The following is a 15,608-nucleotide window of genomic DNA, read 5'->3' on the forward strand; positions in this document are numbered from 1 at the left end:
AGCGTTGTGGAGGTCCAAAGAGGACCGTTCGGAGGTTTTTAGCACATTGCCTGTCGAAACGGGCAAAAGAGGTAAATGAATGGTTAACGCTATTTCCTGACACACTGGGTTCGATGTTACCCATATGAAAGAATATGGCTTGGAACAGGCAATTCTTGGCTTTTTTGAGCCGATCTTCGGCGGAGCCTCGGGATGTTGACAACTTTGTTGCCTTCCACGCCCCAGGGACATCGCGAAGGAAGATGTTAAAGCTTCGGCATTATGCCCGGAGACTGGGTGATCAGCCTGTCGCTGTTGGGCCAATAGACCGGGCGGGAAGTCGCACGCGCTTGCAGCCCAAGGTGTCGTTCGGCATAACCATTCAACTGTCAAGGACGTGGGAACTTCATGGCACAAGACGGCGATACGTCACCCGGCGCACCGATCGATCGGTCTGATCGTCCCGGCCATACCGGGCTGGTTCTGTTGCTTGCCGCTCTTCTGGTGGCCGCGATCCTGGGTCTACGCTTCCTGGGCAACGATCAGGCGCAGCCGCTTATCCTCGCGCTCCTCGCCTTCTTCGCCATGGCCGGAGTGTTTTTTCTGTTCGCCGTTGCTATCGGCGTCATCCAGTTCTCGGGCAGATCCGCTCGCCCGGACATCACCAAGGTCATCGCCGACACATCGGGCGAGGGGCTGGTCGTGGTGGAAAGCGACGGCCGCATTACCTACGTCAACGACGCCTATCTCGCCTTGTCGGCAAGTGCCGACGCGGATGAAGTACGCCCGGTGGAGCGGCTTTTCACCGGCGCTCCGGAGGTTTCCGAGGCAATCTATCGCTTGGCCCTCGCGGCACGCGAGAAGCGCACTGCGAGCGAGGAGGTCAGACTTTCGCCCTCTCTCGATCGGGCACACGAATTCGGCTGGTATCGCATTCGCGTTCGCCGGCTCGAGCGGCCCAATGGACGACCCGCGACTCTGTGGACCGTGGCCGATGTCACGCACGAGCGTGAACGGCAGGAGAATGTCTTTCAGGAGCTCCAGCACGCCATCGACTATCTCGATCACGCTCCGGCTGGTTTCCTCTCCATCGATCCGAATGGGGCGATCATCTATCTCAACGCCACTTTGGCCTCGTGGCTCGATTATGATCTCGCGCAGGTCGGCTCGGGAGGACTGAACCTGTCCGACATCGTGCCGCGTAACGTGGTCGCCATGATGACCTCGTTTACCGGCGAGCCCGGTAGCGTACGGACGGAGACTTTCGATTTCGATTTGCGCCGCCGCAACGGTCAATTCCTGCCCGTGCGCCTCTATCACCGCATTGCCTTCGGTCATGATGGGCGCATGGGTGCGTCGCGCACGCTCGTTCTCAACCGCTCGCCCAGCCTGCATGTGGACGAGGGGCAACGGGCGGCTGAGGTAAGGTTCGCCCGCTTCTTCAACAACACGCCGATTGCCATCGCGACCGTGAACCGGTCAGGCCGCCTGGTTCAGGCGAATGTGCCGTTCACGAAACTCTTCGGAACGCTCCCTCGCACAGGCGAGGTCGTGGATGGGCCGCTGATCGCCTCGGCCTTCCGCGAAGGCGAGGGTGCCCAAGTTGCTGCTGCGCTCAAAGCGGCTGCGGAGGGGCAGGGGGAGATCCAGCCGCTCGAACTGCATGCGGCGGGCGAGGGCGACAAATCGGTGCGGATCTGGATTACGCCCGTCAGCGATGCGGATTCAGATGACGAGAACGCGGTTCTCTACGCTCTCGACACGACCGATTTCCGCCGGGTCGAGGAGCAACTGGCGCAGTCTCAGAAAATGAACGCCGTCGGTCAGCTTGCCGGCGGCGTGGCCCACGATTTCAACAACGTGCTTCAGGCCATCATCGGCTACAGCGATCTCCTCCTGAGCAACCACAGGCCGACCGATCCATCCTTCCAGGACATCATGCAGATCAAGCAGAATGCGAACCGGGCCGCGAGCCTGGTGCGTCAACTGCTGGCCTTCTCCCGTCGGCAGACATTGCGGCCCGAGGTGCTGAACCTCAATGACCGCCTCTACGATCTGTCCATGCTCCTGAAGCGCCTGCTCGGCGAGCGGGTTCAGCTCGATCTCAACCACGGTCGCGAATTGTGGTTCGTGAAGGCTGACGTGAACCAGTTCGAGCAGGTGATCGTCAATATGGCGGTCAATGCACGCGACGCCATGCCGGGTGGCGGCAAACTCGCGATCCGCACGGCGAATGTGTCCGCGCATGAAGCGGCCCGCCTCAAGGTCAGCGGCATGACGCCGGCCGATTACGTGCTGGTCGAAGTCTCGGACAGCGGTACGGGCATGACGCCGGACATTCTGGAGAAGGTTTTCGAGCCCTTCTTCACCACCAAGGAAATCGGCAAGGGAACCGGCCTCGGCCTCTCCACCGTCTTCGGCATCATCAAGCAATCGGGCGGCTTCATCGATGTCGATTCCAAGATCGGGCAGGGCACGACGTTCCGCATCTACCTCCCGCGGCATATCCCCGAAGCTCAAGCGCCAGCCGAAGAGGTAAAACCGGAAAGCGTGAAAAAGCCGGCGGCCGACATGACCGGCCAAGGCATCATCCTTCTCGTGGAGGACGAAGATCCCGTGCGCGCCGTGAATGCGCGGGCACTGTCCGCGCGAGGCTACACGGTGCTGGAGGCCGCCTCTGGCGTCGAGGCATTGCAGATTATGGACGAGCGTGGTGTCCCGGTCGATCTCGTCGTGTCCGACGTAGTCATGCCGGAAATGGACGGCCCGACGCTGCTCGGCGAATTGCGGAAGCGCTATCCCGATCTGAAGGTCATCTTCGTCTCCGGCTACGCGGAGGACGCCTTCAAGAAGAATCTCCCCGAAGGCGAGGAGTTCAACTTCCTGCCCAAGCCTTTCAGCCTCCGCCAATTGGTCGAACTCGTGAAACAGGTGGTAGAGCGCTGAGAAAAGTTAGCTTCGTCGACTGAAACATGCGGGAAGACTGCGCTATCGGCGCAAGGTGATCTTACGAAACGTCATGTTTCGCATTAGACACTTAGTGGGGACAGATCTTCCATCAGGGCTGGTATCGTCGTGGCGACGCTCGGTCCGGTGCGAGTTCTTCCGTTTGGGTTGGGGAAATCGCGCCATGGGCGAGACGATCTTGGGCTATGTCGGCCAGCTCGACGTGACGGTTGTCCGCTTTTTCAGCGACGCCGGGCAGATCTCCCCTTTCATGAACAAGTTCGTCATCGGATTTCTCAATCTCAACACCGTCAAATTTCTCCCCCTTATCACACTGCTCTGGTTTCTCTGGTTCAGAGAGGGTGCCAACGAAAAGGACCGAGGCGGCGTCATTGGGGCCTTCATTGCGATGCTGGCTGCTGTCGCTTTTTCCCGCCTGATCCAGGACGTGGTGCCGACGCGTCCGCGACCGGTCCACTCTCCGGGGCTGGACTTCGTTTGGCCGTTGGGAATCAACCACGACATCATGGAAAACTGGAGCTCTTTCCCGAGTGATCACGCTGCCCAAGCCTTTGCCATAGCGACGGCGATTTTCTTTATTTCGCGGCGCTGGGCTGTCGTGGCCTTCCTATGGGCGGTTCTCGTCGTCTGCCTGCCGCGTGTTTTCGCGGGTTGGCACTACACGAGCGATGCCGTCGGTGGGGCGCTGGTCGGCATCGCGATGGCCTATTTCGTCAGCCGGAGCGGTGTCGTGGCGAGATTCCTGACTGGGCCTGCACTACGCTTCGAGAAAGCCCAGTCCGGACTTTTCTACGCCGCCAGTTTCGTACTCTCGTACCAGATCGTCACCCTGTTCGACGACGTCCGCAAAATAGGCCGGGAATTGGCCGAGTGGTTGATCCACCGAACCTTGTAAAGGCCATAAAATATAATAGTGTTGTGAGAACGAAAAGGGGTATAGCGAAAGTGGTTGATGTGAGCCATTTCTGACCGTGGTTCGGCTTTGGCGTCCGTACTTGCCGTTTTCTCTAAGCCTAAGCTCGACTTTTAGGCGCCGCGATGGTTCGATTGTGCCTCGATATGGGGACCACGGATGCACATTCAAATTGCGGTGGATGCGCTCAGCTCGAAGCGCTGCCTGGAAATCCGATATGATGGTTATCTTCGCGTCGTCGAGGTTCACGCATGCGGATACACCGCCGATGGAAATGCCATAATGAGGGTATGGCAGGTCCGGGGCGGTAGCGTCAGCGGAGAACGGGCCGGTTGGAAGCTTTTACGCCTTGATGAAACCCGTGGCCTTCAGATCCTTGAGGAAACATCCCAAGGTCCGCGAAAGGGCTATCAGCGGGGTGGTGATAGGGCCATGGCTCGGATTGTCGCCCAACTATAAGAATAAACTTATATTACGTAAAAATCTTTATACGTCAGCTTCAAGTTTTTTGGTAGTATTGCGAATAATACTGCCGCGCCTTCCCCTGAACCGTCCGCATCATAGTACAAATAACCTTTCTTATTATTGTATATAATACGGTCCGTGTCGTCATGAGCCTTTGTTCCGACACAGAAAGCGCTCTTAGATAACACTAGGGGTTTTGACGAAGAGCCTTTCCCCACCGCCCTGAAAATCGCATTTTCGAGCCAAATCGAATCATCCCTTACGGAAAAATCGATAATCCTGTCCACATTCGTCTTCGAACCGAGCTTGGTATTGAAAACGAAAGTGTCTTGCTCGGTCCCGCCTGCGAGTGTGTCCTTTCCAGAGCCGCCATAGAGCTTGTCATGACCGGGGCCGCCGTAAAGGACATCGTTCCCGCCATAGCCGTAGATCGTATCATCTCCGGCATCACCGGTCAGTTGATCACTACCGGATCCTCCTCTCAGGACCAGAGAGGGGGTAGGTGGAAGGGGTGGCGCAGCAATAGTCTGGATCGCGACGTAATTATAGGTCCAAGCTCCCGACGGATCGGTCGCCCATAGCGCGATGAAATGAGACGCCACAATTTCGTTGGCAAGCGACTTTGCGAGAACCAGTTTATCACCGTCGACTCGAAAGAGCCCTTGGGCGTCTCCGATAAGGCTATAGGTTAGCGCGTCACCGTTTGGATCAATACCAGCAATAGTCCCTATAATTGTGCCTGGGGGAGCATCTTTGTAAATTGTATTATTTGATAAAGAAACGGATGTAGGCGCTTTGTTTCTCTCAAAAGTAAAGGTCTGATCCCTGAATTGCCCAAATTTTATATTTTTTACGGTGACTGCGCCGTCACCATCGAAGCGTTGATCGGTTACGGTAAACGTGCCGTCATAGTTCTCGAAAATTTTATAATCGCTCTTCGCGCCGGAGAAGAGAGCAGTGTTGATCCCGCTTCCACCATCGAGAGTATCGACGCCACCACCGCCGAAGAGTGTGTCGTCCCCGGCTCCGCCAGATAGAATATTAAAACCGGAGTTGCCCTCAATTAAATCGTTGCCGGAACCTCCTATTGCGTTCTCAATCAGGGAGAGAGAAAGCCCGTGATATTGAAGAGCATTGAACACGCTGCCACGAGCATAGGTGCCATTTCCAAGATAAGCCGTTTGCGCAAGAGGCAGGACACACCAGCTCCCTGGAGCAAGATCAATGGTTAGATTATCGCCATAAGATGAAAAGTCGTAGGTGTCGGCCCCCCCGCCATCCCAAACGGTCATGAACACACGATTTGCGCCCGGTTTCCCCTGGCCGACTCCGTTGACGAAACACTCCCCTGTCTGCGGATCCCATTTGTATATGGTCGGCCCGGCATTCGTCGTGTAGTTGGCGCCATACATCTCCTGCAAGGCGGCGATGTCCAACATCATGAAGGTTTGGGCGAAATCGAATTCGCCATTGGTATATTCAGCGACCGCCTGTCCGACATAGGACCGGTACGTCATCACAGAAAACTCCATGGAGTCGTAATCGGGTTCGAGCGCGACGTCGGAAACGCCGCCCCCAGTGTGTCCATGCTTGAGACCCAGGGCATGCCCGAGTTCATGGATCATCGTGTGGTATTCGTAGTTCCCTACCACGGGGAAAGAGTAATCGTGGCTCGTGCCGAACCAGAGATCGCCACCCCAGGAGTCGTTCATTGGTAGATAAGCATAAGCCGTTGGATCGGCATCGCTAGATCTTGCGATACGAACGTCCGCGCCATTGAAGCCCGCATCGTAAACAATGGCATTGGTGACCTGCTCGAATGAGGTCATCCCCATTCTCGGGCCGCCCACATAAGGGCTCCATCCTTCGAGGACGTAACGGGCGGCCTGTATCTGATCAAACGAGACCGCCCCGAAATCGAGAGCGCTCGCCTCCGGATACCCCGTCTCATAGTCGTTCTTGCTGTCCGGAAAGCTGTAGCTGAGGGCGGAAATTGAAGCCAGCCATCGGTATCCGCTCAACAGGGCATCGATGTTCTGAACGCCGGTTGCGGCAATTGAACCGGGAATGGCCATCGTGGTAACTCCAAAAGTAGCCCTACGTAAGAACTAAATCATAATCATGAGGCTATAGCCAGTGGTTTAATAGCCGACAAGATGGCCGTTTGCGGGGATGAACGGTCGTGCATTGGTTGCCTGGAACTTACGCCGCATTCGGGTCATGCGAGGCCTCTCACAGGAGCGTCTTGCATTTGACGCGGGAGTGGACCGTTCCTATGTCGGCGGCCTGGAGAGGCAGGCTGAGAATCCGACGATCGACTTACTTGATCGGCTGGCATCAAAACTCGACGTTCCCCTCTCGGAATTTTTTGTCCAGCCGCCTTCGGATGAAGAGCCACCGGAACCGCTCCGAGGCGGCCGGCGGCCGAAATAACGAAAACGCCGATCAATCGCCTTCGAGTTGGAGCCGCCTTGTTAATTTGGTGCCCAACCTCCGTCGCCCAGCGACCACCTTTCGTAGGTTCGATGGATCGATACCGAGCTTTTTGGCGATCACGCTCAATCCCTCGGTAGCGATGGATTGCGCAAGCTGTGAGCGAATAACTGTCTCGCGATCTCCCTGCAATTCTCTCTCGCCAGCAGCTCTAACTAAGATGGAATCGATCCGGGCAATCTGTTCAGGTGTTAGCCGTAAGGCCTCGTTCTTTATGAGCCTCGTAAGATGGTTGCGCGAAACACCGAGCTCCGCGGATAAAGCCCTTTGCCCGATTTGTGCGCTCGCTTCTTTGAGTCTTTTGACCAAATTCGCGTTCTCTTGTGGCGAACTGCCATATTCGAGTTGAGCGCTTTGATCCAAACCCAAGTAAAATTGCTGCTCCCACCGATTGGCTTCTTTGCCGATGTGCTCAATGCTTGATGCAAAGACGTGACGGCGGCGCGTCGCGCCCCGATCCATGTAGTTCCCATTCAAAAACTTGGATTCGGGGTGGAGATGATATTGCGCGAGGGCCTCACGGTATGTCTTGAGAACGTCGACTGTTATCGGCTCGCCCGTCTCGCGATCAAACGGACAAAGCCCATCACGCGCTGGGTTTCGCGTGTATGGCGCAATGGGTTTGGGCGCATGCCGCGATTTCCTACCAGCGGGTTGGTTGTCACTAATCAACGTTCCGCTCTGGTCCGTAGAGCTGAGCGGACTCACCGACATCGCCAGTAGGAAATTGAATGGCTTTACTTGGTGATCATAAGGACGGTTCTTGTTGTAGTGTTTGAACCAAGCCAGGAGCGCAGGCGTGGTCGCTGCGTACCGGCTCACGGCTGGTTGATCCAGTGCCGAATGGAAGCCGAGGTCAATGACATCGGGCTCTCCGCGCAGTGCGGACGTAAGGATCGTCCACCACAGATCATGTTGCCAAAGTTCCACGCCTAACTCGCTCAAGGGCACCCTCGGGGTGGAAATCTGCGGCGAAGGACTTTTCTCGTCATAGGGCGGAAGCAGGTGTCCCAAGCCATGCGCTGATGCTTTGCGAAGGACCGGCTTGCGGTCGCTGTCGAGATTGAACAAAGCGTATCGCTTGGCGGAAATCGCCCAACAATAAAGCGGCTCGAAGCGCGTCCGATCATCGAGGCTGAAATTCACGTCCTCGATCTTCAGGATCGAACCTTTGAAGTCGTAGGGATTGAGAGTCTCGAACCATGCGACAACTGTCTTCACTCGCTCCAAAAACTCGGCGTTGGGCAGATCTCCGGGCTTCGCGATAGCCAGGCTGTCCGTGTCGCAGAAAGCCCATTCCAGACCCTGATTATCGACTAGCTTTTCCGTCATCGCGAGCATGAGGCGCGCTGCCCCGGTAATCAGCGTTGCGAGAAGGGGATGATAATAGATCCCAGGCGTTTCATCCTTGTCCGTCTCCGCCTCGAAAGGATCGAAGACGCCACTGTGGACGATGGTTCGACCGCGCTTGGCTCGCTCCTTGATGTTCACTTCGACAAAGACACCGTAGCTTGTCGCGTTCGCTGCGATCTTCAAGGCATTCTGTTCGGTGTCGAGCGCCTCGCGCTCCGGGCCGCTAGCGCTTTCTCTCTGACGTTTCACATCAGCCCGCAATTCGATGAGTCTTTGATAGAAATCCTGAGTGTACGGGTCGATCGTGTAAGCGGAATTGCCGCCGATCGCGATGGACTTAAGATCTGCTTGAGGATCGTTTGGCTCGAAAATGAGAGCCTTTTCGACTGCGGGTGCGCGCCCGTTCAACAGCTTGCTGGCAAGGCAATCCGCAAGCGTGAACCAAAGTGGGTGATCCGACGTGAGATGATTAGCCCCGATCGTGGCTTGCCCCGTCTCCTCGTACCGCGCCCGGACTGGGAAGATGTCTTTATCCGGCTTGACCTGGACCAAGACGGTCAATTTCCGCCACAGGAGTGGATCTTGAAGATCTGTCAGGGTGCATGCGTCGAGAAGTTCACGGATCTCGTCAGTTCCGTCTCGCCACGTCATGCCTTGCGCGATCACGAACTGCCAGAGGCCCATGAGGGTGCAAACAGTCGGATACATCGAAAGGAAGTCGCACAACATCACTTGGCACAGGTTGCGACGAATGCGGACTTCCGAGCGCCCACCAAAATAAGCCGACATGATCCTTGCTAAGAGATTGGGAGGGCAACCCTGCATGTCCCGCCAAGGCCTGATCCTCATCGCCTTGAGGTAGGCTTTTCCCAGACTAGCCTCGCTGAGGATGCGATGGACGGGGGTGTCTACCAATTCAAGCTTTTCATATCGGTGCACGAGTTCGCTGTAACACGCCCAGGTCACCCGAACATCTTGCACCGCATAGTCCAAATAGTCGGGGGTGAGGATTTGTCCATGAGCTTCGGTTTCCATCTTGCGAACTTGAACATTTAAAAAATCCGCCAAGTGAGCCAAACTGAAGGGCCGGGAATAGAGCGCTGCCGCAAGAGTTCGGATATCGACAAAGAAACCGCGCCTTATCACCCGTGCGGTGTTTCGCCTTCGTTCGCTGCGGGAGAGCCGCTGACGGAACGGTGCTGCGAATTGGATCAACGATGCGCGCTGCGATAGGTGCTTGATCTGCACCCCAGGACGCCGTTTGTCTTCAGACAGCGTGAAGGAAAAACCTCCCCGCATGCCACCGCGAGCTGAACCATGTCTAATAGCCAGTCGGGATAGATCGAAGGGAAGATTGAGGCCGACAATGGTCGCTCGTAGTTCGTATCCGATCTTATAAAAAATATCATCGACGAAGCTGGCACGTGTCCGCGAGACGAGGCCATGCGCTTCAGCATAATCCATAAGAATCGACAGCTCATTCGCTGTCAGCACGTCCGGCTGATAGAATATTCCCGCCTCATAAAGCTCGCCCTTGTTATAGACCTCATAGGCTCCAAAGCGTAGCGCTTGGTCCGCATCGACCGTTGTCTCAGTGTCGAAGACGACGACCCAAGGAGAAGGCCGATCGAGCGATCGGCGAGGCTGGCCTTTGCTTTTCCCCTGTTCGGGAAGTCGGGGTTGAGGGGGGGCCGTGTATGCTCGCAACGCAATGGCAAGTCGGTCGTGCTGTTCGTGAAGACGCCTCATCACCGGACCTCCCCATCTTGGGAGAGGACTGCTCGCTCAATCAGTTCGCGTCCAAACTCGACCAACTTTTCGACCGCAAGGGAAAGCAGATCAGCGAGGCCAAGCAGAAAACGCCCGATGGTCTCTAACTGGCGATTACTAGACGTGAGAAAGGACGGATGGTCCTTTTGTGCATCGGTCACCTTGCGATGACAATTCGCGCAGATCGGCCATGTCGTTGCGTCGTACTTTCGTCCAGCAATGTGATGTTCCTCAAAGCAAGCGAAATGCGTTTCACCGCATGTGGGACAGGTCGGCTTGTGCGTTCCAAGCCGCTCGAAAGCATTTTGCTTCCTGCGTTCACGTTCCAAATTCACATTCTTCATAACAATCACTTTCATTAAGAAATAAGCCGGTAGATCACTTCGAACGTCTCGCCCCCGGCGTGAACGAGACGGTAAAGCGTGTTGGGGTTAGTTTCGAAAATGTGCTCGACACCGCTCGCATCGTGGATCGAGCGCCCCTTAAAGGGTTCCAGAAAATTGACGTCGTTGGTCCGCAGGAAGTTGCCGACGGCATTCCCGTACTGACCGATCAATGAAGCGGTCTCGTATCCAAAGACCCGAAGAGGCCGGATCTTGCCGTTAGTGATCATGGTGATTTCGCGCAGACGATCGTCGGTCAGCTTCCAAGAACGTCCGTCGCGTTGAGCAAGGTTGTTTTCGCGCAGGAAGCGTCGGAACCGTTCGACGGAGATCCCCGCCGATCGGGCGGACCAACTCTGGTTGTTCGTCAGACGGAGGGACTTAAGGGCCCTCTCAAATCGCTCGTCGGGTTTTGAGCCGGTGCGCATCGCCGGTTCATGGGCACGGGCATGCCCTCGCGCCTGCGACCGTGAGAGGCCGCGAGCAGCCCCCCGCTGAATACGGCGTTGGTACTCGGCTTTATAATCTCGCGCCATCGATCTGGCCTCCTGTTGGCCTGATCGATTCCGAATCGCAGATGATTCCTCATACAGTTTGGAAGGGAATTGTAAGGTTTCGAGCGGTGACCAAGGACGATCTTCTCTGCCTCCTCAATGAGGACGCCCGCCGATTAGGCCTCTCGCCTATAACGGCGAGGGTACTGGAGCGCATGGTCGAGGATGGTCTTATTAAGCCGGCTCGGGCGAAAGGACACAAACGCGGGCTCAATCCAACTTGGTCCTATTCGGAAGACGATGTTTCTTCGGCCCGAATGATAGTTGAGTTTAAGTCCAAAGGGATTCGTAGGGCGGCTACTCTAAAGTTACATCTCTGGGTCTACGGGACTGAATTTCCCTTTGAGCAGATCAGAGAGGCCCTCAAATCAGAATCCCAGCGCTTTTTTAAAAGAGAGCATAGGAAGGGTTATTGGGAACATAATCGACGAGACAGCACTGAATTAGACGATAAGGAAACGCGGAAAATAAAGAAGGAACTGTCGACTTGGCACCCGACCCTAGCGGAGCTGAATTTTCCGCTGTCCGAGCAATCATTTATCCCAATTATTTCTGATCTCTATTGGGGCGACAGCAATGCAAAGGCTCTAAATATATTTATAGGATCACTAATAGACTGCGATAATATTCAATCGGGTGAGATCGCTGATTTAATTTCTTTGGCCTTGGGCGGGATAATGGCGAGCCCCGAGGCTTGGGATGAAAATGCCTTAGCAGCAATTAACGAGATTGCGCCTGCTGATTTAGATAAGGGTCGCGACTTATTCCGCTTTGTTATGACAATAATTAGCCTGGGAGCTGGAATTTCAGGATTCTTCTTGCCCGAACAAGGTGCTAAGATTTCGGCGTTTCAGGTTGCGGCTAATTCAGTAGGGCATGGCGACTGGCTGGTTTTTACGGTGGTTGCAGGTGCAATTTCCAACCTACGACGCCGAGTGAGCGGGAATGACGCCAATATCAGACAATGAGGCGATTGATCTGAAACGCTGTGGAATCAGCGAAGATGATGCTGAATGGGCGGACCGCTCCGACTACTGGCTGCGTCGCCCGAAGCTAGTCAAGAGGCGAGCAAAAACGGCCCGCTCCACCGAACCGCTGATTTTGTGCGGTCATGGGGTTTCCCTCCGGATCGAAGCAGGAACCTTGTTGATTAAGAACGGCTTCACGCATTATCCGCAGAAGCAGGAAATTTATCGATTTTTCAGAGGAAGCCTCGACCGTCCCTCCAGAATTATTTTGCTTGAGGGGAGCGGCAGCATTTCCTTTGATGTTCTAAGTTGGCTTTCTGAACAGGAAATCCCTCTCGTCCGCATTGATTGGAGGGGACAGGTTATTTCGGCAATAGGAGGAAATGGCTACGCGGCGAACAGACATCGTACACAATGGCAAATTGAAACGCGGACCGATCTCCAGAGGCGCCTTGCGTTCAGTATTGACCTGATAGCGCGGAAGATAGATGGCTGCATACTGACTCTGGAAAAGGCTGTTCCACGGTCTCCCGACTGGGAAAAGGCGATGCAACGCGCATATGCAGATCTGACTCGCCTCGAATGCGATCCGCCACAGGATATTGTGACTTTGCGCGCGTTGGAAGCAGGCAGCGCCGCCGCATATTTTCGGTCGTGGCGTGCTATTCCGCTAAAATGGAAGGGCACGTCCCGCCATCCAATTCCCGAGCAATGGCAGAAAATCAAAGTTCGCACGTCCGGACGGACTCTAGCAGGAAATCGGAACGCAACCCATCCGATTAATGCAATTCTGAATTACGCCTATACCGCTCTGCAAAGCGAGTTACAGATTAGAGCGGTTTCGGGTGGCTACGATCCAACGCTCGGCATTATGCACGAAATATCGCAAGGATCGTCAGCGTTCATTTTCGATATCATGGAGCCGCTTCGCCCAGTCATTGACCATGAGATATTGAAGCTGCTCAAGACCCACCCTCTTCATGGAGAAGATTTCATTCTCCGTTCGGATGGCACTTGCCGATTAAGCCCCCAATTGGCCGCTCATGCTGCAAGGTTGGTTGGACAGATAGTGAATGGGAGGAGCCCCCCTCATCCATTCTGAGCCAAATCATCTCCGCGAACGGTGCGATCAATTCGACCGAATTCTTTGTTCTCAATCATTAAAAAGAGACCTGTACCATCCGATCGGTCCGCCCACAGGTTGCCGATGAGGCGCTTTTCCTTGGAGTCATCGGTCGTGGCGATGTGTGCGCCCTTGTATTCGATCACGAGCACACGGCCATCTTTAAGGAGAGCGACGAAATCTGGATAGAACTTGTCGGAGGATGTTTGCAGCCAGAACGAATGCGGCTGGCGCGACGTGTTGCGTACCCACGCCTTCACGTCTGGGCTGCGCTCAAGATAGACAGCACATTCATATTCTTCTCCGCTCGCCTCCAGGTCGCCGACGACACGGAAGAGGTGTTTCTTGAATACAGCACCGCCTCTATATGGTTGGTTATAGCCATATCGGCTTTCATCGAAGACAAGTTCGAGGTTTGAACTTGTTTCAAACTCCAAACCGCTTTGTGGGAGTAGAGCCCTTTCAAACGCTACAGCTTCCCGCACGTCGCGATGCCTCGCAATGACCTTAACGAGTGCTTCAATGAGCCGGAATTTAGCCCGCGCTAAGGCTTCGATATCCATCCCAGTCTTCGCGGAAACTTCATCTAGCGCCTTTGCGATAAACAGAGTTGAAGACACCCGGGTAATGTCCCGGCGCGCTGAAAACGGCAAACGTCGATCCAGCCAGTTCACAAGGGCATTCTTAGTCCAACCGCGTTCTTGCAACGCGAGCGAGAGCTGCTCGTGAAGGTCGGTGACAAATTGAACCGTCACCTGTCCGGACGCGCTCACATCGACATGTGCTTCGTCCCCTACCGGCCTAGGCGGGGAAAAATAATCGAGAATCGGCGCTGGATCGCTCTCTTCCAGCTTCCACGGGATATCAAGAAAATGCGCCCGGTCGAACAGCTGTAAACCGTGTGGCGAGCGGATTGCGAGGCGTGGTACGCCAAAGCGAATAGCCTCTTGCTCGCTATCAATCGCTTTCAGGCGCGCGCCGCGTGACTTGTTAACGAGCGCGTTAATTGCCCTCGCAGCAGCCTCTGGCATGGCCAAAACGAGCGTCGCACGATCATAGTCAGTCAAAGCACCGCGTGCGCGTATAGTACCTGTATCAACGTCGATCTGCACACGCCCGCCCGTCGCAGTTTCGACATTCGTCTTGAAAGTTGCTGGGTCGATATCCGCAGGAAGCGCCTCTTCAAACACATAGGCGGATCCGCCTTCTTCCAAACCACGAATCGGCTCTGCGACAGCGCGCACAAGCGTCTGGGCCTCAACCCGTTCGAAACCGTTGTTCACAAGACCATCACGAAGGGTGCTTGCTGCACTTTGAAAGCTCGTGGTGGTAGCAAAAGCGTAAGCTCGATTCAGATCTTCATGACGTTTTCGGGAAGCTCGCGGCAAGCGAAGCACACGTCCTAAAAGCTGTTCTACTGCCCGCGCTGATTTCTGTTCGGCAACGGAACAGAGCACGTAGGCGAAGGAGCAATCCCATCCCTCTCTCAACGCCTGTTGAGTGATTATGAAACGGATTTTGCAATCTCCATCGAAGAGATCTACGCCATCCAGCCCTTTCGTTTCGCCTGTTGCAATAATGACGTGCTCTTCCGGAACTCGGAAATCTTCAATGAGTAGCTTCTTCACCTCTTCAGCGTGAAGCGTCCGTTTGTCCTTAGATTTGGGCTCGGCTTGAAGCAACATGACCGGTCGAACGAACTCGCCGGTCGTCTTTTCCTCGGATTCTGCTGTCGCCGTCAGTTCATCAAGCCAAGCGATCGCGTCGCCGATCGTCTCGCGCGGATCTGTACGCCCGCGCAGAATCACGGGGAGCTTGATCATATCCGCAGCCTTCAGTTCGGAGGCAGAGACGTGATGTAACACGTTTGAGGCGTAGATTCCTTTTTCCGGCTTATGTTCCTCTAGGGTCACGGGTGTCGCCGTGAACTCGACGATCAGTGAGGGCTTCAGCCGCGCCAGAGTGTCGAATGATAGATTGGTACGCGCATTGTGAGCCTCGTCCACGATTACCATCGGGCGCCGCACGCGGAGCACGTTGGCGAGCGATGGAACTGGATCACCGGATGGACCGATATCCAATGCTTCGCGCAACCCGGTCGCCAGGCCGCTAATGTGATCCATGAGTTCGCCATTGGCCTCATAGACTTTGCGGCCTTCTGTCTCTTCGACGCGGAAGGCTTGAATCGTGGCGACGATCACCACAACCCCACCATCGTAGTCAGCTCGCTTGGCATAGAGTGCGTCGGCGACTCCCATAACCCGTACATTTTCACCAAACCTATCGGCAAGTGCGCGGCGATTGGGGTGCGCCCGATCCTCCAAAGTTGCCAAGGTCTGATCGCGGATGGTTTGCGAAGGCACAAGCCAAAGCACCGTTGGCGTGTCCGTGCGAAGGAAGCTGTCCGCCGCGATGGCGATCGAATGCGCTGCAAGGATGGTCTTGCCGCCGCCTGTAGGAATCCGCAAGCACACATAGGGTAGACCCGGCAAAGTCGGAGCAGGTACAAAGGCGCGCTTAGTTACAGCATAGAATGCTGTATCCGCGTCGTTCAGTTCCACCGTCTTTTCGAGAAAGCGTCGAAGACTGATGAGCGTCTGATTTTGATAATCTTTCAGCTTAAAAAGCGGCAGCGTCATG

Annotated in this window: 10 protein-coding genes; 5 read left to right on the forward strand and 5 right to left on the reverse strand. The window is 55.3% G+C overall.

The annotated features are described in order from the left end of the window. Positions 1-387 precede the first annotated feature (387 nt). Complete coding sequence (gene cckA / locus AB4072_RS08380; RefSeq protein WP_441967043.1) at positions 388-2,925, forward strand: cell cycle histidine kinase CckA; 2,538 nt, start codon at positions 388-390, stop codon at positions 2,923-2,925. Between the two features lie 184 nt (positions 2,926-3,109). Then, positions 3,110-3,841, forward strand: a complete 732-nt coding sequence (locus AB4072_RS08385; RefSeq protein WP_441967045.1) for a phosphatase PAP2 family protein — start codon at positions 3,110-3,112, stop codon at positions 3,839-3,841. A gap of 485 nt (positions 3,842-4,326) precedes the next feature. Here AB4072_RS08385 and AB4072_RS08390 read toward each other — a convergent pair whose 3' ends face one another. Further along, positions 4,327-6,399, reverse strand: coding sequence for a M10 family metallopeptidase C-terminal domain-containing protein (locus AB4072_RS08390; RefSeq protein WP_441967047.1), 2,073 nt, complete (start codon positions 6,397-6,399; stop codon positions 4,327-4,329). A 97-nt stretch (positions 6,400-6,496) separates the two neighbouring features. Here AB4072_RS08390 and AB4072_RS08395 point away from each other — a divergent pair, with 97 nt between their 5' ends. Further along, the gene (locus AB4072_RS08395; protein ID WP_441967049.1) at positions 6,497-6,757 is read left to right on the forward strand and encodes a helix-turn-helix domain-containing protein; all 261 of its coding nucleotides are present in this window, start codon (positions 6,497-6,499) and stop codon (positions 6,755-6,757) included. A gap of 12 nt (positions 6,758-6,769) precedes the next feature. Here the strand turns inward: AB4072_RS08395 and AB4072_RS08400 are convergent, their stop codons facing one another. From AB4072_RS08400 to AB4072_RS08410, 3 genes are read right to left on the reverse strand one after another with little or no spacing between them, the layout of a single operon-like run. Continuing rightward, positions 6,770-9,919 carry a hypothetical protein gene (locus AB4072_RS08400; protein ID WP_441967051.1) on the reverse strand — a complete coding sequence of 1,050 codons (3,150 nt, stop codon included), beginning with the start codon at positions 9,917-9,919 and terminating at the stop codon, positions 6,770-6,772. Then, complete coding sequence (locus AB4072_RS08405) at positions 9,919-10,284, reverse strand: hypothetical protein (protein ID WP_441967052.1); 366 nt, start codon at positions 10,282-10,284, stop codon at positions 9,919-9,921. The genes AB4072_RS08400 and AB4072_RS08405 overlap by 1 nt, the downstream gene beginning before the upstream one ends. 14 nt (positions 10,285-10,298) lie before the next feature. Further along, positions 10,299-10,859, reverse strand: a complete 561-nt coding sequence (locus tag AB4072_RS08410; protein ID WP_441967053.1) for a hypothetical protein — start codon at positions 10,857-10,859, stop codon at positions 10,299-10,301. 86 nt (positions 10,860-10,945) lie between these two features. Between AB4072_RS08410 and AB4072_RS08415 the strand changes: the two genes are divergently transcribed. Both AB4072_RS08415 and cas1 read left to right on the forward strand, forming a co-directional pair. After that, entirely contained in the window at positions 10,946-11,845 is a 900-nt protein-coding gene (locus AB4072_RS08415; protein ID WP_441967055.1) for a hypothetical protein, read from the forward strand. Beyond that, entirely contained in the window at positions 11,823-12,947 is a 1,125-nt protein-coding gene (gene cas1, locus AB4072_RS08420; RefSeq protein ID WP_441967057.1) for a CRISPR-associated endonuclease Cas1, read from the forward strand. Before AB4072_RS08415 ends, cas1 begins: the two co-directional genes overlap by 23 nt. Here the strand turns inward: cas1 and AB4072_RS08425 are convergent. Then, positions 12,935-15,607 carry a DEAD/DEAH box helicase gene (locus tag AB4072_RS08425; RefSeq protein WP_441967059.1) on the reverse strand — a complete coding sequence of 891 codons (2,673 nt, stop codon included), beginning with the start codon at positions 15,605-15,607 and terminating at the stop codon, positions 12,935-12,937. The genes cas1 and AB4072_RS08425 overlap by 13 nt on opposite strands. Position 15,608: the final 1 nt, after the last annotated feature.

This window comes from Microvirga sp. 2MCAF38, from assembly GCF_052115485.1.
Classification (GTDB): domain Bacteria; phylum Pseudomonadota; class Alphaproteobacteria; order Rhizobiales; family Beijerinckiaceae; genus Microvirga.